Below are 19902 nucleotides of genomic sequence, written 5' to 3'. Positions count from 1 at the left end.
CCGTTGTTCGTTCAAGTCGAGATTACTTGCCGACTTGCTTTTCCTTGATTTCCGCCAGGGTCTTGCAGTCAACGCACATGTCGGCGGTAGGGCGGGCTTCCAGTCGCTTGACGCCGATCTCGACGCCGCAGGACTCGCACCAGCCATATTCTTCGTCTTCGATCAGCTGCAGCGTCTTGTCGATCTTCTTGATCAACTTGCGCTCGCGGTCGCGGGCACGCAGTTCAAGGCTGAACTCTTCTTCCTGGCTGGCACGGTCGGCCGGGTCAGGGAAGTTGGCCGCTTCGTCTTTCATGTGATCAACCGTGCGGTCGACTTCCTGCATCAAGTCCTGTTTCCACTTATTCAGGATCTTGGTGAAGTGAGCGCGCATGGGCTTGCCCATGTATTCCTCGCCCTTTACTTCTTTGTAGGGTTCGAAGCCGCTGATCGACTGGTTTTGCTGCTTTGCTTGGGTGGGCATGAAATGGACCGCCTCTACTCTTGTAATCCATTGCGCAGGATTGCTCCATCACCGACACCTGCCGGCCCTGCGGCTGCAAGCGGGCGAACTTACCAGATCAAATCGGGCCGCGCTACTCCCGGATGTCGAGGTAGTGGCCCAAGGGGCTTGCAAATGATTGCAAAGCCTTGTCTGGCGGCGTTGGAGACCTGATCAATTATTGATTTTAGTCAAACCTGTGGTACACGCTTGAGTCGTTTACGGCCAAGGTTATAACGCCTCTGACCGCTTTAGGTTCTCGCTCGTTCCGGCGCTTGGGTAGAATCGATTCTTTTCTCCGTTGTAAGGAAGGCTAATGGCTCAGTCCTACAGTGCCCGCAGTCGCGCGATCGAACCTTTCCATGTCATGGCGCTGCTGGCGCGGGCCAATGAACTGCAGGCCGCTGGTCACGATGTGATCCACCTGGAAATCGGCGAGCCGGACTTTACCACCGCCGAGCCGATCATCCAGGCCGGCCAGGCAGCACTGACGGCGGGGAAGACCCGTTACACCGCCGCGCGTGGTATTCCCGAGTTGCGTGAGGCCATTTCGGGCTTTTATCAGCAGCGTTACAGTTTGAGCATTGATCCGCAGCGAATCCTCATTACGCCCGGCGGTTCCGGCGCGCTGTTGCTGGCCAGCGCCTTGCTCGTCGACCCGGGCAAACACTGGTTGCTGGCGGACCCGGGTTATCCCTGCAACCGGCATTTCCTGCGGTTGGTCGAAGGGGCTGCGCAACTGGTGCCGGTCGGCCCGGACGTGCGTTATCAACTGACGCCGGACCTGGTGGCGCGCCATTGGGATCAAGACAGCGTCGGCGCATTGGTGGCCTCACCCGCCAACCCGACCGGGACGATCCTGACCCGCGACGAACTGGCCGGCTTGTCGGCGGCGATCAAGGAGCGCCACGGTCATCTGGTGGTGGACGAGATCTACCATGGCCTGACTTACGGCACCGATGCCGCCAGTGTCCTGGAAGTCGATGACAGCGCCTTCGTCCTTAATAGTTTTTCCAAGTATTTCGGCATGACCGGATGGCGGCTCGGATGGCTGGTCGCGCCTGAAGCGGCGGTTGGTGAGCTGGAAAAACTCGCGCAAAACCTCTACATCAGCGCCCCGAGCATGGCTCAGCATGCCGCTCTGGCCTGCTTCGAACCGGCCACGATCAGTATTCTGGAGGAGCGTCGCGCCGAATTCGGTCGTCGTCGGGATTTCCTGTTGCCAGCCCTGCGAGAGCTGGGCTTCGGCATCGCAGTCGAGCCGGAAGGCGCGTTCTATTTGTACGCCGATATCAGCAAGTTCGGCGGCGATGCCTTCGCGTTCTGCCGACATTTCCTCGAAACCGAGCATGTCGCAATTACCCCGGGCTTGGACTTCGGGCGCTATCAGGCCGGGCATCACGTGCGTTTTGCCTACACCCAAAGCCTGCCGCGCCTGGAAGAAGCGGTGGAGCGGATCGCTCGTGGATTGCGGAGCTGGCAAGGCTGATGCGTTTTCATCCTCCCCTCGAAGAAGGTCGCCTGATCCGACGTTACAAGCGTTTTCTTGCCGATATCGAAACCGTTGGCGGCGAGTTGCTGACAATTCATTGCCCCAACACCGGCTCGATGCTCAATTGCCAGGTAGAAGGCGGGCAGGTCTGGTTCAGTCGCTCCAACGACCCGAAACGCAAATTGCCCGGCACTTGGGAAGTCGGTGAAACCCCGCAAGGCCGGCTGTTTTGCGTGAACACCGGGCGCGCCAATGGGTTGATCGAAGAAGCGTTGCGGGCGGGTGTGATTACCGAACTGAAAGGCTTTGCCGAGTTGAAGCGCGAAGTGGCCTACGGGCAGGAAAGCAGCCGCATCGATTTCCGTCTCGACTACCCGAGCGGGCCGGCGTATGTGGAAGTCAAAAGCGTGACCCTGGGCTTCGACGGTTCATCGGTGGCCGCGTTTCCCGATGCGGTGACGCAACGGGGTGCCAAGCATTTGCGGGAGCTAGCACATCTGGCTCGGGACGGGATTCGCGCGGTGCAGTTGTATTGCGTCAACCTGACCGGCATTGAAGCGGTGCGTCCTGCAGAAGAAATCGATTCGGCCTATGCAGCGGCATTGCGTGAGGCGGTGGCGTGCGGCGTCGAGGTACTGGCCTATGGCGTGCGATTGACCCACGAAGAGATGGTGGTCGATCGACGTCTGGAGGTGTTGCTGAACGGTTAAAGGCTGATCCAGATCCCTTGTTCGTCTTCGCGGCTGGCAATGGTGGTCAGGGATTGCCCGGCGCACGGGCCGGCGACGCATTCGCCATCTTCGATCAGGAACAGTGCGCCGTGGGTGGCGCACTGGATCAGGCTGTTGCTGGGGTCGAGAAACTGGTCGGGTTTCCATTCCAGCCCGACACCCCGGTGCGGGCAGCGATTGATGTAGACGTACACTTGACCGCCCCGGCGCACGGCGAAGAGTTTCTGACCGTCGACGTCGAATCCGCGACTGCTGTTGTCAGCCAATTCGGCACCTGTGCAAAGCCACTTCATGTCTATCCTCAATTTCGGCTGCTCGTGACCGGATATGTCCGAGCTTGACGTTCAAATGCAAACAATTATCAAATGGCCGCTTCGCCCATCGGGCGCAGGTGCCGGATGCCGAGGATACTTGGCCTGTCATCTCGATGCCTGGGAAAACTTAAAAGGAAGCTGTTTATGCGCCTGAGTACCCGCGCTGCTGCGCTGTGTGTCGGACTCCTCGTCAGCCATCACGCCGCAGCGGCCGAGTTACCACAGCGTTGGGTCAGTGCCGGTGGCGCCCTGTCGGAGTGGGTGAGCGCGCTGGGCGGTGAGTCGAAACTCGTCGGTGTCGATACCACCAGCCAGCATCCGGCCTCGTTGAAGGCGCTGCCGAGCATCGGTTATCAGCGGCAACTGTCGGCGGAGGGCATCTTGAGCTTGCGCCCGCAGATTCTGGTCGGCACCGAAGAAATGGGGCCGCCGCCGGTGCTTTCGCAGATTCGCAGCGCGGGCGTGCAGGTCGAGTTGTTCTCGGCCCAGCCCGATCTGCCAACGTTAGAGGGCAATCTGGCGCATCTGGGCAAATTGCTCGGTGCTGAAGACCAGGCTGCGCAATTGCTCCAGACCTATCAGCAGCGACTCGAGCAGCAGAAGGTCCGGGTCACTCGTGCGCAGTTGAAGGAGAAATCGCCGGGCGTGCTGTTGCTGCTTGGTCATGCGGGCGGCAAGCCGCTCATCGCCGGTAAAGACACCGCCGCCGATTGGCTGATCCAGCAGGCCGGAGGGCACAATCTGGCAGCGCACACTGGCTACAAGCCCTTTTCTGTTGAGTCGCTGGTCAGTCTGGACCCCGACATGCTGGTGTTTGCTGACCGAGCACTGACCGGCGATGCCGCGCGCGCGGCGTTGTTCAAGGAAAACCCGATTCTGTCCTCGACCCGTGCGGCCAAGGATGGGCGCGTCATGGAGCTCGATCCGACCTTGCTGGTCGGTGGGTTGGGGCCGCGGTTGCCCGATGCGTTGAAGACGCTGTCTGATGGTTTCTTCCCCGGCACTGCGACCCAATGACCATTCTGGTTAAACCCCGAGCGTTGTTCATTGGCCTGAGCCTGCTGTGTCTGATGGCGATCTGGTTGTCATTGGCGCTGGGGCCGGTGAGCCTGCCGTTGTTCGATACCTTGCGCGCGGCGTTGCGCATGATCGGGCTGCCCATTGCCCCTGATGGGCTGGAGCAGGCCGAGCTGATCCTTGGGCAAATCCGCTTGCCTCGAACCTTGTTGGGTCTGGCGGTGGGTGGCGTGCTGGCGTTGTCCGGTGTGGCGATGCAGGGATTGTTTCGTAACCCACTGGCTGATCCGGGGTTGGTCGGGGTGTCCAGCGGTGCCGCGCTGGGCGCTGCCATCGCGATTGTCGGTGGTTCGGTGTTTGGCGGTCTGCCTGAATCGTTCGGACCTTATCTGTTGTCGGTGTGCGCATTTCTCGGCGGGCTGGGTGTGACGGCGCTGGTGTATCGGCTGGGTCGCCGTAATGGACAGACCAATGTCGCGACCATGCTTTTGGCCGGTATTGCGTTGACTGCGCTGGCAGGTTCGGCGGTCGGTTTGTTCACCTATCTGGCCGACGACGCGACCTTGCGCACACTGACGTTCTGGAACCTGGGCAGCCTCAACGGTGCCAGCTATTCACGGCTCTGGCCGTTACTGCTGGTGAGCGCCGGTGTTGCGCTCTGGTTACCGCGCCGGGCCAAGGCCTTGAACGCGTTGTTGCTGGGCGAATCGGAGGCGGGTCACCTGGGCATTGATGTTGAAGGGCTCAAGCGTGAACTGGTGTTCTGCACCGCGCTGGGAGTTGGAGCGGCCGTGGCGGCAGCGGGGATGATTGGCTTTGTCGGCCTGGTGGTGCCGCATCTGGTGCGTCTGCTGGCCGGTCCTGATCATCGAGTGTTGTTGCCGGCCTCGGTGCTGGCGGGCGCCAGTCTTCTGCTGTTTGCCGATCTGGTGGCGCGGCTAGCGCTGGCGCCGGCGGAGCTGCCGATCGGGATAGTCACGGCCTTCATCGGTGCGCCGTTCTTTCTGTATTTACTGCTCAGAGGGCGTACCTGATGTTGCGAACCCAAAGCCTGCAAATCCGTCGAGGCACAAAGATTGTGCTGACGGACATCACACTTGAGCTCAAACCCGGCGAAGTGCTTGGTGTGCTGGGCCCTAACGGTGCCGGCAAAAGCACCTTGCTCGGTGCCTTGTGCGGCGAATTGAAGGCTGACCACGGCAGCGTCTGGCTCGATGAGCGCGAGTTGAGCCATTGGACCGGCGCGCAGCGAGCCCAGCGACTGGCGGTCTTGCCGCAGGTGTCGACCCTGGACTTCGCCTTCCGTGTCGAAGAAGTGGTCGGCATGGGGCGTTTGCCTTATCAAAGCGGGCGGGTCCGGGATGACGAGATCGTCGCCGCCGCCCTCCACGCTGCCGATGCGGGACACCTGAGTGGCCGCAGCTATCTGGCGCTGTCCGGCGGCGAGCGTCAGCGGGTGCATCTGGCGCGGGTGCTGGCGCAGCTCTGGCCGGGCGAAGCGGGGCAGACGCTGTTGCTCGATGAGCCGACCTCGATGCTCGACCCGCTGCACCAGCACACAACCCTGCAAGCGGTGCGCGAATTCGCCGATCATGGCGCTGCGGTGCTGGTGATCCTGCATGATCTGAACCTGGCGGCGCGCTATTGTGATCGCCTTTTACTGCTCGAAGGTGGGCGGCCGGTGGCGCTGGACACCCCTGAGCAAGTCTTGCGCCCGGAACCACTCAAAGCGGTGTTCGGGCTGGAAGTACTGGTGCAGCAGCATCCGGAGCGTGGTCATCCGCTGATCATCGCCCGCTGAGAATGACATCGAGGTGAGCATGCGAGGGATTTTGTTACTGGCGGTATTATTGTTGAGTGCCTGCCAGCACGTTTCGTTACCGCCTCCGGTCGTCGGTGAAATTCAGGACCTGCGCAACGGCCAGGTCCTGACGCCCCAGGCGCTGCTCGAACGGCTGGCCAGGCCTTCGCGGCTGATCGTCGGCGAGCAACATGACAATCCTGATCACCATCAACTGCAATTGTGGTTGCTACAGGCGTTGGGCGAACGTCGACCCCAGGGCAGTCTGCTGCTGGAAATGCTCACGCCGGATCAACAACCGCGCGTCGATGACATTCGCCGTGCCTCGACGCTACCCGCAGATCTTCCCGGCGCGTTGAACTGGCAGTCGGGGTGGGACTGGAATCTGTACGGGCCGATCGTGCGCTTTGTGTTGACTCAACCCTACCCGTTGCTGGCAGCCAATCTGGACACTCTTGAAGTCCGCACCGTTTATGCCAAGCCGCCGACATTAAACGGTCGGCTTTCCAATGCTCCGTCGGTCAAGGATGAGTTGCTGGCGCAGATCAACGACTCCCATTGCGGCCTGCTGCCTACATCGCAAATGCCCGCGATGCTGGCGGTCCAGCAGCAACGTGATCGGCGGATGGCCGAGCGCTTGCTGTCGGCACCGACGCCTTCGCTGCTGTTTGCCGGCGCTTACCACGCGCGCAAGGATGTTGGCGTGCCGATCCATGTCCTTGATCTTGGCGAGCCTGAAGCACTGATGGTTTTGATGCTGGCGGAGCAGGGCGGCAAGGTCACACCGGCCATGGCTGATTACGTCTGGTACACGCCTGCCACGCCGGCTCAGGATTACTGCGCGCAAATGCGTAAGCAGTTCGGGAAGTAAACGGACGACTTTTCCACAGGCAAAAAAAGACCCGGCAAGAGCCGGGTCAAATAACCGTGATTAGCCTGATGAGGAGATATCTGAGAGTCCGAACCAAGGGCTTTTCAAATATCGACCAGTCTCGCGACCAGTTGTGGTAATCATAGCGATTCTCATTACCAAGTCAATCGCTGTTTTTTGATTTCTTTGAGATCCTCTGTCTTCTGATGGAAAAGCCCCGTAATCGTTGGGCCTCAGGCGGTAATCCTGAGGCGAAACGTGCCTGTTCAATTCTTGTGACGGGACGAGATGGCTTCCAATTGTTTGTTCAAGGCTTCTTTGCGATCGGCTGGAATGTCGTTCCAGTGCACATCCATCAGCGCGCCTTCGATCGCATACAACAACACCTTGGACGCCCGGAACCCGCGCGTACGCACGGCCCGATAAGCATCCACCGCCCCGAGGCGACGCAAGTCAGACGCACTGTGGATGCCCACGGCATGCAGCCACTGTGCCGACGTCTTGCCAAGATTCTTCAGGTGTTGCAGTTCATCATTCATCAAGCCTCCTTGCGACGGCCGAACGGTGCGTGGGCGAGCCTCTCAGGAGTGTAGCCATCAGTAGGAAAAGCGTGATTGTTTGGTCGGTTTCGACGCAAAAGCTTCTAAGAAGAGGACTCAAATAGCTGCGTGAAGGTCGGCGGGAGTTGTAGGAGGAAGCGCGGAGGAATCAACTTTCCGATAAAAAAATCCAGCGCCCAGCGCGAAGCGGGGGCGCTGGACTTGTCAGGCAGAACGTCGTTTTTAGCGGGTGCGATAACGCAGGCGAGTACCGAAATTCATCGACATCAGGATCTCGTCAGCACTCAGTTCTGGCGGAAAGTAGGCGCCGGAGATCTGTGCGTGAGCCAGGCTCGCGCCTTCCAGGCAGGAGTTGCGAAAGTCGATGCCGCGTAAATCGGCGGAGCGGAAATAGGCATCGGTGAAATCGACGCCATCGGCATTCAGTTCACGCAGGTCCAGGCCACGGAAATCGCCGCCGACCATGTCGACAGAAGCATGACTGGCACGCTCGGCATTGAAGCCTGCGATGTCGTCTTTGTGCAGCAAGGCATAAAGCGGGGTGTCGAGAAGTTTCGGCTGGCTCATGTCGCATCACCTGATGGTTTTATGACGCCAGTATAGTGCCACTATTTGGCAGCCGTGAAGCCGGCGAGGGCTTCACGGCTGAAATAGTTTTTACAGGCCCGGCATGCGCTGGCGAATCTGCGCAACAACGGTGTCGAGCGTCCCGCTTTCATTGGTCTGGACGCGTTTGCTGCAAAGAATCTCGGCTGGTGTCAGCGCTTCGCGGCTGGCTTGCTGGGCGGCGATAACGGCGAGGTTGGCGTCGGACGGATCCTTTTTGTCTGCCTGACGCAAGGCCAGCCAGCTCTCGATGACAGCTTGCGGTGCATTGCAATCGAGGATCAGGAACGGTGCCCCGGTGGCCTCGGCGATTTTCGCCGCGCCGTCGCGCTGGTCGCGTTTGAGGTAGGTCGCATCGATGACCACCGGGAAACCGGCGCGCAGGATGACCGCGGCAATCTCATGCAGTCGGCTGTAGGTGGCGGCGCTGGCGTCGGCACTATAAATGCCGGCCTGCGGGTCATTCGGTACGGTTTGCTCGCCGAACAGTCGCTTGCGTTCAACATCGGAACGCAGGCGAATGGCGCCCAACGCTTCCACCAGACGCATGGCCACGTGGCTCTTGCCGACAGCGGAAACGCCGTGGGTAATCGCCATGAAGCGCGAAGGAATGGTGCTGTAGCTTTCCGCCAGGTTGGCGTAGTTGCGGTATTGGCGCAGGGTGGTGGCGCGTTGCACCGGGTCGGCCTCAGCCGGCATGCTGAACAGGCTGACCTTGGCGCGAACCAGGGCGCGGTAGGCCTTATAGAAGTTCAGCAGCTCAAGGCCCTGATAGTCACCGGTCAGTTCCAGGTACTGGCTGATGAAACGGCGCGCCAGGCTCTTCAGACCGCGATCTTCCAGGTCCATGGCCAGGAAGCCGGTGTCGGCATAAACGTCGGTGAAGCGGAATGGTTCGTTGAACTCGATGCAGTCGAAAATCACGACTTTGCCGTCGATCACGGTGGCGTTGCCCAGGTGGATGTCGCCGTGGCATTCGCGGATGAAGCCTTCAGCCTTGCGCTGGGCAAACAGCGGCTTCAGGCGTTCGAAGCTGCTTTCGGCCCAGGCTTGCAACGCTTCGAGTTGCAGCAGATCGGCCTTGTCGCTGAGGAACGGGCGGATCTGTTCGAAGTTCTGGCGTACCGGTGCCATCACGCTGTCCGGGGTGCCAGCATCGTGTTCACCAGGCACTTTCGGTGCGGTGAGATGGAATTGGGCAATCTGCGCGGCCATCTCGTCGATGTGTGCGGTGGTCAATTCGCCATTGGCTTGCAGGGTGCTGAGCAACTGGCTTTGTGGGAATTGACGCATTTTCAGCACGAAATCGACAACCGGGCCTTCGCCGCCCAGTTGCGGTGCTTCTTCGGTGCCGGTGATCGGCAACACTTCCAGGTACAAATCGTTGGTCAGGCGCTGGTTAAGGCGCAGCTCTTCGCCGCAGAAATGCTCGCGAGCGTCGAGGCTGGTGAAGTCGAGGAAGCCGAAATTCACTGGCTTCTTCACTTTATAAGCAAAGGGGCCGGTGAGAATGACCCAGGAAATATGGGTCTCGATGACCTGGAACCCGTCGACAGGATGCGGGTAGAGGGCCGGGTTTTGCAGGGCGGCGATCAGGGACTGGCTCACAGGCGATCCTTCAGAGTCTGGGGAAAATTCACGGCCGCCATTATGGCTGCAAGTCCGCCTGACGCAAACCTCGGAGGGCGCCTGTTGAGTATGAATAAAGTGCGTATAATCCGCCGCCATGACTCGTACTCGATCCCCCCGTACCCCCAAAAAACCACCTTCCAAGGGCTTGAGCCCCTGGCTGGGCTGGGCCCTTAAACTCAGTCTGGTCGGCCTCGTGGTGCTCGCCGGGTTCGCGGTTTACCTCGACGCCGTGGTCCAGGAGAAGTTCTCCGGCAAGCGCTGGACCATCCCGGCCAAGGTGTATGCGCGCCCGCTTGAGCTGTTCACCGGCCAGAAGCTGAGCAAGGAAGACTTCCTCACCGAGCTCGACGCCTTGGGTTATCGCCGCGAAGCCGTGAGCAATGGCCCCGGCGCTGCGGCAGTCAACGGCAACACCGTCGACTTGAATACCCGTGGCTTCCAGTTTTATGAAGGTCTGGAGAGCGCTCAGCCGGTGCGCGTGCGCTTCTCCGGCGATTACGTGGCCGACCTTTCGGCGACCAACGGTTCGAAGCTTTCTGTCGTGCGATTGGAGCCGCTGCTGATCGGCGGGATTTACCCGAAAAATCTCGAAGATCGCATTTTGATCAAAATCGATCAGGTCCCGCCGTACCTGCTGGAAACCCTGGTGGCCGTGGAAGACCGGGATTTCTATAGCCACTGGGGCGTGTCGCCCAAGTCGATTGCCCGTGCCGTGTGGGTCAACACCTCTGGCGGCAAGATGACCCAGGGCGGCAGTACGCTGACACAACAGTTGGTGAAGAATTTCTACCTGACCAGCGAACGCAGCCTGACCCGCAAACTCACCGAAGCCATGATGGCGATGCTGCTTGAGCTGCATTACGACAAACGGGAAATTCTTGAGGCGTACCTCAATGAAGTGTTCGTCGGCCAGGATGGCCAGCGCGCGGTGCACGGTTTCGGCCTCGCCAGCCAGTTCTTCTTCGGGCAGCCATTGTCCGAGCTGAAGCTGCATCAAGTGGCAATGCTGGTGGGGATGGTCAAGGGACCGTCTTATTACAATCCGCGTCGCAACCCGGAACGGGCGCTGGAGCGCCGCAATCTGGTGCTCGATGTCCTTGAGCAGCAAGGCGTCGCCACCGCCGAGCAGGTCGCCGCCGCGAAGAAAATGCCATTGGGCGTGACGACGCGCGGCAAACTGGCGGACAGTTCTTTCCCGGGCTTCCTCGACCTGGTTAAACGCCAGTTGCGCGAAGACTACCGCGACGAAGACTTGACCGAAGAAGGCCTGCGGATCTTCACCAGTTTCGACCCGATCCTGCAGATGAAAGCCGAGGCGTCGGTCAACGACACCTTCAAGCGTCTATCCGGGCGCAAGGGTTCCGATGAGGTCGAAGCGGCGATGGTCGTGACCAACCCGGAAACCGGTGAAGTCCAGGCCATGATCGGCAGCCGTCAGGCGAGTTTTGCCGGCTTCAACCGGGCGCTGGATGCGGTGCGACCGATCGGTTCATTGATCAAGCCCGCGGTTTATCTGACAGCCCTTGAGAAACCGAGCCAGTACACGCTGACCAGTTGGCTGTCGGACGACTACTTCTCGGTCAAAGGCGCGGACGGTCAGGTCTGGAAACCCCAGAACTACGATCGCCGTTCCCACGGTACGGTTTTCCTGTACCAGGGCCTGGCGCACTCCTACAACCTGTCGACGGCGCGTCTCGGGTTGGCGGTGGGCGTCCCGAATGTTCTGAAGACTTTGGCGCGCCTGGGTGTCAGTCGCGAGTTCCCGGCGTTCCCTTCGATGTTGCTGGGGGCCGGTGGTTTGACGCCGATCGAAGTGGCGACCATGTACCAGACGCTGGCCAACGGTGGTTTCAATACGCCGATGCGCGGGATTCGTAGCGTATTGACCGCCGAAGGTGAGCCGCTCAAGCGTTATCCGTTCCAGATTGAGCAGCGTTTCGACCCGGCCTCCATTTACCTGATCCAAAGCGCCATGCAGCGAGTCATGCGTGAAGGTACCGGCAGTTCGGTTTATAACGTGCTGCCGAAAACCCTGACCCTGGCGGGTAAAACCGGTACCAGTAACGACTCGCGAGACAGCTGGTTTGCTGGCTTCAGCCAGGATTTGCTGGCGGTGGTGTGGCTGGGTCGCGATGACAACGGCAAGACACCGTTCACCGGTGCCACCGGTGCGTTGCAGGTCTGGACCAGTTTCATGCGCAAGGCCGATCCGCTGCCGCTGGACATGCCGCAGCCGGACAACATTGTTCAGGCCTGGGTCGATTCGCGTACAGGGCAGGGTTCCGAAGGCAGCTGCCCAGGTGCTGTGCAGATGCCGTATATTCGCGGCAGCGAACCGCCTCCCGGTGCTGCGTGCGGTGGCGACAGTCCTGCATCCGGCGAAACGGTGATGGATTGGGTCAAGGGCTGGATGAATTAAGCAAAGAGGGTTTCAAGTGAACAAGTGGTTGATTCCAGCGGTTACCGCCGTGGCTTTGCTCAGCGGTTGTTCCTCCGTACAACGCGGTTCGATCCCGGTTGTGGATTCTGGCAGCGCTGTCTCCAACAGTGAGCGAGTGTCGGCAAATGGCGGTTTCCGTCAGACGACGACTAAACGTCCTGTGCAAGCCCAGACTCAGGCGATTCCTCAAGGTGACACGGGTGTGGTCGTGATGGTGCCGGGTGGCGGCGCAGTGGCGTCGGCACCGATCAGCACCGGTCCGATTACGCCTGGCCCGATAGACACCTCGCCGGTACAGTCGGCACCGATCAATCAGGGCGGCTACAGCATGCCGTCGACGCCGAGCGGGATTCCTTCGGCGAGCTCCGGTGGCTTGTCTGCCGATGAGCAGTTGGACGGTCCGGTGCTGGCGCTGTTGACCACTGCTCAGCAGCAACAGGCCGGCGGAGATCTCAATGGTGCGTCCTCCAGTCTTGAGCGCGCCCAGCGTGTTGCGCCACGTGAGCCGCAAGTGCTTTATCGTCTGGCTCAGGTGCGCATGGCCCAAGGCGATGCGGCACAGGCTGAACAGTTCGCCCGTCGTGGCCTGACGTTCGCCAATGGTCGTCCGGCGCTTCAGGCCAGCCTGTGGGAATTGATCGGTCAGTCGCGTGAGAAGCAGGGTGATTCTGCAGGTGCGGCACTGGCCCGTCAGAAGGCCAAGGTTTCGCTGTGATGGACGCACGTTTCCCCAGGATTGCCGAGCAACTGCTGTTGATCGAGCGTGAGCTGCGGGTTCAGGGTTGGTGGGACGAAGTTTCGCCCTCCGCTGAAGCGTTATCCAGCGTCGAGCCGTTTTCGGTGGATACGCTGGATTTCGAACAGTGGCTTCAATGGATCTTCCTGCCGAAGATGAAGATCATCCTCGAACAGGATTTGCCGCTGCCCAATGCGTCGGGAATTCAGGAGATGGCCGAAATGGTCTTCGCCGCCCGCAATGCCCAGGGCAAGGATCGGCAGTTGCAGGTCTTGCTAAAAGAGTTCGACCTGCTCATCACCGCCTCTCGCTGAAACGGAAACTGCCAGGTCCTACTGGCAGTTATCCGCAATCTGTTTCTGTGCTTCGGTTGTACGCTCCTGACGTTGCTCATCGGTCAGGCGCCGCCTCTCACCGTCGACATCCTCCCGCAATCGCGGATTGTTCTGCAGCTGGGCCAGGTTCGTTCGCGCCTGTTCGCAGAATACCTTTAGCTGGGCTTGTTGCTCGGCGACCTGCTTTTTCACTGTGTTGTCGATGGCCTGTTGATCGCCAATCGCCGTGCTGCGCGTTGGCGCGGCGGGTTTGCCGGCAGGCGGGGAGGGCGTCAGCACCGTGGTGGCCTCCTGGCCTTGCGGCGGTTGCGCGTCGAAGTGGGTCACGCCCTGGGCGTCGACCCATTTATAGATCTGACCGGCCATACACAAAGGGCTGACCAGCAGACTGACCATCAAGAACGTTCGCATGCCATTTCCTTGCCAGAGTTGCGCAATTGAAGCTAACACAGTTGCGGTTTAGCGGTTTTTTCTTGCTTTCTCATGTGCTTACTTCAATAAAGCACATAGACGGCTTGACTTGCAGGGGACGAAACAGAAGAATCCAAAGTCCGCTGTAGAGGGACTGCCAGAAGCAGGCCCACTCAGCAGATCATGAGGCGCACATCCGCGCCGACCTGTTACACCCGCAACGCGTTACCTCGCGCTGGGTGGGAAAGGCCCGCAACACTTGGGACGATCCCAATACTTGCTCAGTCAGTGCTGACGTAGTCGGCGACCACCGTCGCTCATGCTCTGCTGAGAAGTAAACCTATTAAGACCCGTCCTCTTTGATGTGGGCGGTATTCTGGCGTTTTAGAGGTGAACAACGTGGAGCTTTTATCTGGCGGTGAGATGCTCGTCCGCTTTTTGCGTGACGAAGGCGTTAAATATATCTATGGGTACCCGGGTGGTGCCGCATTGCATATCTACGACGCGCTGTTCAAAGAACCAGCCGTTCAACACATTCTCGTTCGTCATGAGCAGGCCGCCACTCATATGGCGGACGGCTATGCGCGCGCTACCGGCAAGGCCGGCGTCGTACTGGTGACCTCCGGTCCCGGCGCGACCAACGTCATTACCGGCATTGCTACCGCGTACATGGACTCGATCCCGATGGTGATCCTGACCGCCCAGGTGCCTAGCACCATGGTCGGGACCGATGCCTTCCAGGAAACCGACATGATCGGTATCTCCCGGCCGATCGTGAAACACAGTTTCATGATCAAGCATGCTTCGGAAATCCCGGAGATCATGAAAAAGGCTTTCTACCTCGCGCAATCCGGTCGTCCCGGCCCTGTCGTTGTCGACATCCCGAAAGACATGACCAACCCGGCCGAGAAGTTCGAATACATCTTCCCGAAAAAAGCCAAGCTGCGTTCCTACAGCCCGGCGGTTCGTGGCCACTCGGGCCAGATCCGCAAAGCAGTGGAAATGCTGTTGGCGGCCAAGCGGCCGATCATCTATGCCGGCGGCGGCGTCATTCTGGGCAACGGTTCCGCGCCGTTGACCGAGCTGGCGCAACTGCTGAACGTGCCGGTCACCAATACCTTGATGGGCCTCGGCGCCTATCCGGGCAGCGACCGTCAGTTCCTCGGCATGCTCGGTATGCACGGCAGCTACACCGCCAACCTGGCGATGCACCATGCGGACGTGATCATGGCCGTGGGCGCGCGTTTCGATGACCGTGTTATCAACGGTGCATCGAAGTTCTGCCCAAGCGCCAAGATCATCCACATCGATATCGACCCGGCTTCGATCTCCAAGACCATCAAGGCCGACGTTCCTATCGTAGGCCCGGTGGAAAGCGTACTGACCGAAATGGTCGCTACCTTCAAGGAAATCGGCGAGACCCCGAACAAGGACTCGGTTGCTGCCTGGTGGAAGCAGGTTGAAGAGTGGCGCGGCGATCGCGACATGTTCCCTTACAACAAAGGGGACGGCAGCATCATCAAGCCGCAGACCGTTATCGAAACCCTGCACGAAGTGACCAAGGGCGATGCCTACATTGCGTCCGATGTGGGGCAGCACCAGATGTTCGCGGCGCAGTACTACCGCTTCAACAAGCCGAATCGCTGGATCAACTCCGGTGGCCTGGGCACGATGGGCTTCGGTTTTCCGGCAGCAATGGGCGTGAAACTGAGCTTCCCGGAAGCCGATGTGGCTTGTGTGACCGGTGAAGGCAGCATCCAGATGAACATCCAGGAGCTGTCCACTTGCCTGCAACATGACCTGCCCGTGAAGATCATCCTGCTCAACAACGGCGTGCTCGGCATGGTCCGTCAGTGGCAGGACATGAGCTACGGCGCGCGTCACTCGCACTCCTACATGGAATCGTTGCCGGACTTCGTCAAGTTGGCCGAAGCCTACGGTCACGTCGGCATGCGCATCACGGACTTGAAGGATTTGAAGCCGATGATGGAGCAAGCGTTCGCGATGAAGGATCGTCTGGTGTTCATCGACATCAAGGTCGACGCCGGTGAACACGTCTACCCGATGCAGATCAAAGACGGCTCCATGCGCGATATGTGGCTGAGCAAGACGGAGCGTACTTAATCATGCGACATATTATTTCCCTGCTTCTGGAAAACGAACCCGGCGCTCTGTCTCGTGTAGTCGGCCTGTTCTCGCAGCGCAACTACAACATCGAAAGCCTGACCGTGGCCCCTACCGAAGACCCGACCTTGTCGCGTCTGACGCTGACCACTGTCGGCCACGATGAGATCATCGAGCAGATCACCAAGAACCTGAACAAGCTGATCGAAGTGGTCAAACTGGTCGACCTGTCGGAAAGTGCTCACATCGAGCGCGAACTGATGCTGGTCAAGGTCAAGGCCACCGGCGCCCAGCGCGCCGAGATCAAGCGCACCACCGATATTTACCGTGGGCAGATCGTTGATGTCAGCGCCAGCGTGTATACCGTTCAACTGACCGGTACCAGCGACAAGCTCGACAGCTTCATTCAGTCCATTGGCACCGCCTCGATCCTGGAAACCGTCCGTAGCGGCGTAACCGGTATCGCTCGCGGCGATAAAGTACTCAGCATCTAAACCAAATTAGCGAACGGCCTGAACGGCCTGGATATATAGGGGAATTTCATGAAAGTTTATTACGAAAAAGACTGCGACCTGTCGATCATCCAGGGCAAGAAAGTTGCCATCATCGGTTACGGCTCCCAGGGCCACGCTCAAGCGTGCAACCTGAAAGACTCCGGCGTTGACGTGACTGTCGGTCTGCGCAAAGGCTCGGCCACTGTTGCCAAAGCCGAAGCTCACGGCCTGAAAGTGACCGACGTTGCTTCCGCTGTTGCGGCTGCCGACCTGGTCATGATCCTGACCCCGGACGAGTTCCAGTCTGCCCTGTACAAGAACGAAATCGAGCCGAACATCAAGAAAGGCGCCACCCTGGCCTTCTCCCACGGCTTCGCGATCCACTACAACCAGGTTGTTCCGCGCGCTGACCTCGACGTGATCATGATCGCGCCGAAAGCACCGGGCCACACCGTGCGTTCCGAGTTCGTCAAAGGCGGCGGTATCCCTGATCTGATCGCTATCTATCAGGATGCTTCGGGCAACGCCAAAAACGTTGCGCTGTCCTACGCTGCTGGCGTGGGTGGCGGTCGTACCGGCATCATCGAAACCACCTTCAAGGACGAGACCGAAACCGACCTGTTCGGCGAACAAGCCGTTCTGTGCGGCGGTACCGTTGAGCTGGTCAAAGCCGGTTTCGAAACCCTGGTTGAAGCTGGGTACGCGCCGGAAATGGCCTACTTCGAATGCCTGCACGAACTGAAGCTGATCGTTGACCTCATGTACGAAGGCGGTATCGCCAACATGAACTACTCGATCTCCAACAACGCTGAATACGGCGAGTACGTGACTGGTCCGGAAGTGATCAACGCCGAATCCCGTCAGGCCATGCGCAACGCCCTGAAACGTATTCAGGACGGCGAATACGCCAAGATGTTCATCAGCGAAGGCGCGACCGGCTATCCTTCGATGACCGCCAAGCGTCGTAACAACGCCGCTCACGGTATCGAAATCATCGGCGAGCAACTGCGCTCCATGATGCCGTGGATCGGTGCCAACAAGATCGTCGACAAAGCTAAAAACTAAGTCGCGCACTTGTACGAAAAACGCGGCTTAGGCCGCGTTTTTTCGTTTGGGTGACCGGTTCTGGTATAAAGCTGCATCGTTTGTGGCCGAACCGTCGTCCCAGACACCTGTCGAAACTTTCCACCCCGTTGCAAGGTAATGTCCATGAGCGAACGTCCCGAAGAGCCAAACAAGGCTTCTGACGCCGAAAGCCTCCTGCCCATCGATGAACACATCGAGGAAGGGCATGACGCTGAAGGTCGTAAAGTCCGGCATCGTGGTATCTATCTTCTGCCGAATCTGTTTACCACCGCGAACCTGTTCGCAGGGTTTTATTCCATCATCAGCTCGATGAGCGCCCAGAGTGCCTTGAGTGCCGGTGATTCGATTGGCGCGAGCAAGTATTTCGCGTTTGCCGCGATCGCGATTTTCGTCGCCATGGTGCTCGACGGCCTTGATGGTCGCGTAGCCCGCATGACCAATACCCAGAGTGCCTTCGGCGCCGAGTACGATTCGCTGTCGGACATGGTTGCCTTTGGTGTTGCGCCGGCATTGCTGGCGTTTGGCTGGGCATTGGGCGACATGGGCAAGGTCGGCTGGATGGTTGCCTTCATCTATGTCGCGGGTGCAGCGTTGCGCCTGGCGCGCTTCAATACGCAAGTCGGCACCGCGGATAAACGCTACTTCATCGGTCTGGCCAGTCCGGCTGCTGCGGGCGTTGTCGCGGGGATTGTCTGGGCGTTCAGCGATTACGGCATTCAGGGGTCCAAAATGTCGTTCCTGGTTGCGCTGATGGTGGCCGCCGCCGGCATGCTGATGGTCAGCAACATCAAGTACAACAGCTTCAAGGAGCTGGACTTGAAGGGGCGCGTACCTTTTGTCGCGATCCTCGCGGTAGTGCTGGTGTTTGCCGTGGTCTTCAGTGATCCGCCGCGCATTCTGCTGCTGGTTTTCCTCGCTTACGCGGCGTCTGGTCCGGTGCAATACCTGTTGCATCTTCGTCGGCACAAAAACGCCGAGTGATGTAATTTCCCTCATACTCCGCAGTCTATTGGTGCATCTGTCCTCCAATGCTGCGGAGTTGCCATGCTGATCAAAGTCCCCAAAGCGTCTGACTGCCATGAGTCGGATGTCACGCCTGAAGCCTTCTATCTTTCTCGACGCAATCTATTGGGTGCTGCCGTTGCCGGTCTGGCTGTGAGCAGTCTGCCGCGTTGGGCCAGTGCCGATGAAGCCGCTCGTTACGCGGATGTCGAACCTGGCAAGGCGCCTTCCTGGTTTGCCGAAAAGCTTCCTTCTACTAAATGGGGGGCGGTCAACGTCAAGGATGAGGCGATCACGCCATTCAAGGATGCGACCCACTACAACAACTTCTACGAGTTCGGCACTGATAAAGGCGACCCAGCCGCTAACGCGGGTTCGTTGAAGACTGAGCCTTGGACCGTGGTGGTGGACGGGGAGGTGGGCAAGCCTGGACGGTATGCTCTGGAGGACTTCATGAAGCCCTATCAGTTGGAGGAGCGGATCTATCGTCTTCGCTGTGTTGAGGCCTGGTCGATGGTCATTCCCTGGATTGGTTTTCCCCTTTCAGCTTTGCTGAAGGAGGTCGAGCCGACGTCAAAGGCCAAGTTCATTCGCTTCGAAACGCTGCAAGATCCTAAAAGCATGCCTGGGCAGCGGTCCGGTTTTGCCTTGATCGAGTGGCCTTATGTAGAGGGTTTGCGCCTGGATGAGGCGATGAATCCGTTGACCATTCTTGCGGTTGGCATGTATGGGCGTGAACTGCCGAATCAGAACGGGGCGCCGCTGCGTTTGGTGGTGCCTTGGAAGTATGGCTTCAAGAGCGTCAAGTCCATCGTGCGGATCAGTCTGGTCAGCGAACAGCCGAAAACCACCTGGCAGAGCATTGCCGCGGATGAATATGGCTTCTACGCGAACGTGAACCCTACAGTCGATCACCCGCGCTGGACCCAGGCGCGGGAGCGTCGCTTGCCGAGCGGCCTGTTCAAGCCCAATGTTCGGGACACGCAAATGTTCAACGGCTACTCGGATGAAGTCGCTTCTCTCTATACAGGGCTCGATCTGCGGAAGAACTACTGATGCGTTATCCGTTCTGGCGAATTAGCGTCTTTATAGCGGCGGCGGTCTGGCCGCTGCTTTGGTTGTATCAGGCCTGGCAGGATGTGTTGGGTCCCGATCCGGGCAAGGTGCTGGTTGACCGGCTGGGGCTGGGGACGCTTATCCTGCTGCTAGTAACGTTAAGCATGACGCCTCTGCAGAAGCTCACGGGTTGGGCGGGGTGGATCGCTGTGCGCCGGCAGCTGGGGCTATGGTGTTTCGCTTATGTGGTTCTGCATCTGAGCGGCTACACGGCATTCATTCTTGGATTTGATTGGTCGCAGTTGGGTGTCGAGTTGCGCAAACGGCCGTACATCATTGTCGGGACGTTGGGGTTTCTCTGTTTGTTGGCATTGGCGGTGACTTCTAATCGTTACAGTCAGCGACGGCTGGGTGTTCGTTGGAAGAAGCTGCATCGGCTGGCGTATGTCGTTCTCGGACTTGGATTGCTGCATATGTTGTGGATCGTTCGTGCCGATCTGAAGGAATGGGCTATCTATGCTTCTATAGGTGCGCTGCTATTAGTGTTGCGCATTCCACCTGTGGCCCGTCGAATCCCGCGTTTAATCGCTAAAAAGGCACCTTCTGCAAGAAAAGCGTAATTAGGTGTTGACGGCAGATTCTGGAAGTCTATAATTCGCCCCACTTCCGGCGCAGTCGAAACGGAAAACTCCTTGGTAAACAAAGAGTTACGC

At 59.1% G+C, this 19902-nt stretch carries 21 protein-coding genes; 15 read left to right on the top strand and 6 right to left on the bottom strand.

The features are described 5' to 3' along the window. Positions 1-22: 22 nt before the first annotated feature. Positions 23-463 (bottom strand): RNA polymerase-binding protein DksA, encoded by a 441-nt coding sequence (gene dksA / locus ACIQV9_RS27850; RefSeq protein ID WP_007902025.1) that lies wholly within the window; start codon positions 461-463, stop codon positions 23-25. 334 nt (positions 464-797) lie between these two features. On the opposite strand from dksA, the gene ACIQV9_RS27845 reads away from it, so the two are divergent. Both ACIQV9_RS27845 and sfsA read left to right on the top strand, forming a co-directional pair. Further along, positions 798-1970: a pyridoxal phosphate-dependent aminotransferase gene (locus ACIQV9_RS27845; protein WP_403108257.1), complete on the top strand. Its 1173-nt coding sequence runs from the start codon at positions 798-800 to the stop codon at positions 1968-1970. Beyond that, positions 1970-2683, top strand: a complete 714-nt coding sequence (sfsA, locus tag ACIQV9_RS27840; protein ID WP_403108254.1) for a DNA/RNA nuclease SfsA — start codon at positions 1970-1972, stop codon at positions 2681-2683. Before ACIQV9_RS27845 ends, sfsA begins: the two co-directional genes overlap by 1 nt. Here sfsA and ACIQV9_RS27835 read toward each other — a convergent pair. After that, the gene (locus ACIQV9_RS27835; protein WP_403108252.1) at positions 2680-2997 is read right to left on the bottom strand and encodes a Rieske (2Fe-2S) protein; all 318 of its coding nucleotides are present in this window, start codon (positions 2995-2997) and stop codon (positions 2680-2682) included. The two genes, sfsA and ACIQV9_RS27835, sit on opposite strands and share 4 nt — an antisense overlap. A gap of 165 nt (positions 2998-3162) precedes the next feature. Between ACIQV9_RS27835 and ACIQV9_RS27830 the strand changes: the two genes are divergently transcribed. Genes ACIQV9_RS27830 through ACIQV9_RS27815 form a run of 4 tightly spaced genes read left to right on the top strand, consistent with a single transcriptional unit; the run spans position 3163 to position 6707 of the window. Further along, the gene (locus ACIQV9_RS27830) at positions 3163-4035 is read left to right on the top strand and encodes a hemin ABC transporter substrate-binding protein (protein WP_403108249.1); all 873 of its coding nucleotides are present in this window, start codon (positions 3163-3165) and stop codon (positions 4033-4035) included. Positions 4036-4085: 50 nt separating this feature from the next. Continuing rightward, positions 4086-5069 carry a FecCD family ABC transporter permease gene (locus ACIQV9_RS27825; RefSeq protein WP_403108279.1) on the top strand — a complete coding sequence of 328 codons (984 nt, stop codon included), beginning with the start codon at positions 4086-4088 and terminating at the stop codon, positions 5067-5069. After that, entirely contained in the window at positions 5069-5836 is a 768-nt protein-coding gene (locus tag ACIQV9_RS27820) for a heme ABC transporter ATP-binding protein (protein WP_403108247.1), read from the top strand. Before ACIQV9_RS27825 ends, ACIQV9_RS27820 begins: the two co-directional genes overlap by 1 nt. Before the next feature lie 19 nt (positions 5837-5855). After that, on the top strand, positions 5856-6707 hold the full coding sequence (locus ACIQV9_RS27815; RefSeq protein ID WP_403108245.1) for a ChaN family lipoprotein: 852 nt from the start codon (positions 5856-5858) through the stop codon (positions 6705-6707). Positions 6708-6973: 266 nt separating this feature from the next. Here the strand turns inward: ACIQV9_RS27815 and ACIQV9_RS27810 are convergent, their stop codons facing one another. The 3 genes from ACIQV9_RS27810 to ACIQV9_RS27800 all read right to left on the bottom strand — a co-directional run bounded on the left by ACIQV9_RS27810 (position 6974) and on the right by ACIQV9_RS27800 (position 9481). Further along, positions 6974-7246 carry a TfoX/Sxy family protein gene (locus tag ACIQV9_RS27810; protein WP_010467623.1) on the bottom strand — a complete coding sequence of 91 codons (273 nt, stop codon included), beginning with the start codon at positions 7244-7246 and terminating at the stop codon, positions 6974-6976. 243 nt (positions 7247-7489) lie between these two features. Further along, positions 7490-7834, bottom strand: a complete 345-nt coding sequence (locus ACIQV9_RS27805; RefSeq protein WP_010467624.1) for a pentapeptide repeat-containing protein — start codon at positions 7832-7834, stop codon at positions 7490-7492. Between the two features lie 90 nt (positions 7835-7924). Continuing rightward, positions 7925-9481, bottom strand: a complete 1557-nt coding sequence (locus tag ACIQV9_RS27800; protein ID WP_403108241.1) for an AAA family ATPase — start codon at positions 9479-9481, stop codon at positions 7925-7927. A 118-nt stretch (positions 9482-9599) separates the two neighbouring features. Here ACIQV9_RS27800 and mrcB point away from each other — a divergent pair, with 118 nt between their 5' ends. Genes mrcB through ACIQV9_RS27785 form a run of 3 tightly spaced genes read left to right on the top strand, consistent with a single transcriptional unit; the run spans position 9600 to position 12995 of the window. After that, positions 9600-11924, top strand: a complete 2325-nt coding sequence (mrcB, locus tag ACIQV9_RS27795; RefSeq protein WP_403108238.1) for a penicillin-binding protein 1B — start codon at positions 9600-9602, stop codon at positions 11922-11924. 16 nt (positions 11925-11940) lie between these two features. Next, entirely contained in the window at positions 11941-12660 is a 720-nt protein-coding gene (locus ACIQV9_RS27790) for a hypothetical protein (RefSeq protein ID WP_403108235.1), read from the top strand. Then, positions 12660-12995, top strand: a complete 336-nt coding sequence (locus ACIQV9_RS27785; RefSeq protein ID WP_403108232.1) for a YqcC family protein — start codon at positions 12660-12662, stop codon at positions 12993-12995. The genes ACIQV9_RS27790 and ACIQV9_RS27785 overlap by 1 nt, the downstream gene beginning before the upstream one ends. 18 nt (positions 12996-13013) lie before the next feature. Here ACIQV9_RS27785 and ACIQV9_RS27780 read toward each other — a convergent pair whose 3' ends face one another. Further along, positions 13014-13427: a DUF4124 domain-containing protein gene (locus ACIQV9_RS27780; protein WP_403108229.1), complete on the bottom strand. Its 414-nt coding sequence runs from the start codon at positions 13425-13427 to the stop codon at positions 13014-13016. A 399-nt stretch (positions 13428-13826) separates the two neighbouring features. Between ACIQV9_RS27780 and ACIQV9_RS27775 the strand changes: the two genes are divergently transcribed. The 6 genes from ACIQV9_RS27775 to msrQ all read left to right on the top strand — a co-directional run bounded on the left by ACIQV9_RS27775 (position 13827) and on the right by msrQ (position 19809). Further along, complete coding sequence (locus tag ACIQV9_RS27775; protein WP_109636224.1) at positions 13827-15551, top strand: acetolactate synthase 3 large subunit; 1725 nt, start codon at positions 13827-13829, stop codon at positions 15549-15551. 2 nt (positions 15552-15553) lie between these two features. Beyond that, on the top strand, positions 15554-16045 hold the full coding sequence (gene ilvN / locus ACIQV9_RS27770) for an acetolactate synthase small subunit (protein WP_003205610.1): 492 nt from the start codon (positions 15554-15556) through the stop codon (positions 16043-16045). 48 nt (positions 16046-16093) lie between these two features. Next, entirely contained in the window at positions 16094-17110 is a 1017-nt protein-coding gene (gene ilvC, locus ACIQV9_RS27765) for a ketol-acid reductoisomerase (protein WP_007948647.1), read from the top strand. Positions 17111-17254: 144 nt separating this feature from the next. Further along, complete coding sequence (pssA, locus tag ACIQV9_RS27760; RefSeq protein WP_010467638.1) at positions 17255-18112, top strand: CDP-diacylglycerol--serine O-phosphatidyltransferase; 858 nt, start codon at positions 17255-17257, stop codon at positions 18110-18112. 63 nt (positions 18113-18175) lie between these two features. Further along, a complete protein-coding gene (gene msrP, locus ACIQV9_RS27755; RefSeq protein ID WP_403108224.1) occupies positions 18176-19189 on the top strand; it encodes a protein-methionine-sulfoxide reductase catalytic subunit MsrP in 1014 nt (337 codons plus the stop codon). After that, positions 19189-19809, top strand: coding sequence for a protein-methionine-sulfoxide reductase heme-binding subunit MsrQ (msrQ, locus tag ACIQV9_RS27750; RefSeq protein ID WP_403108221.1), 621 nt, complete (start codon positions 19189-19191; stop codon positions 19807-19809). The genes msrP and msrQ overlap by 1 nt, the downstream gene beginning before the upstream one ends. Positions 19810-19902 lie beyond the last annotated feature (93 nt).

This window comes from Pseudomonas sp. NPDC099000, assembly GCF_044759925.1.
Taxonomy (GTDB): Bacteria; Pseudomonadota; Gammaproteobacteria; order Pseudomonadales; family Pseudomonadaceae; genus Aquipseudomonas.
The sequence above is the reverse complement of the archived record's forward strand: the minus strand, read 5'-3'. Positions and strand labels throughout refer to the sequence as shown.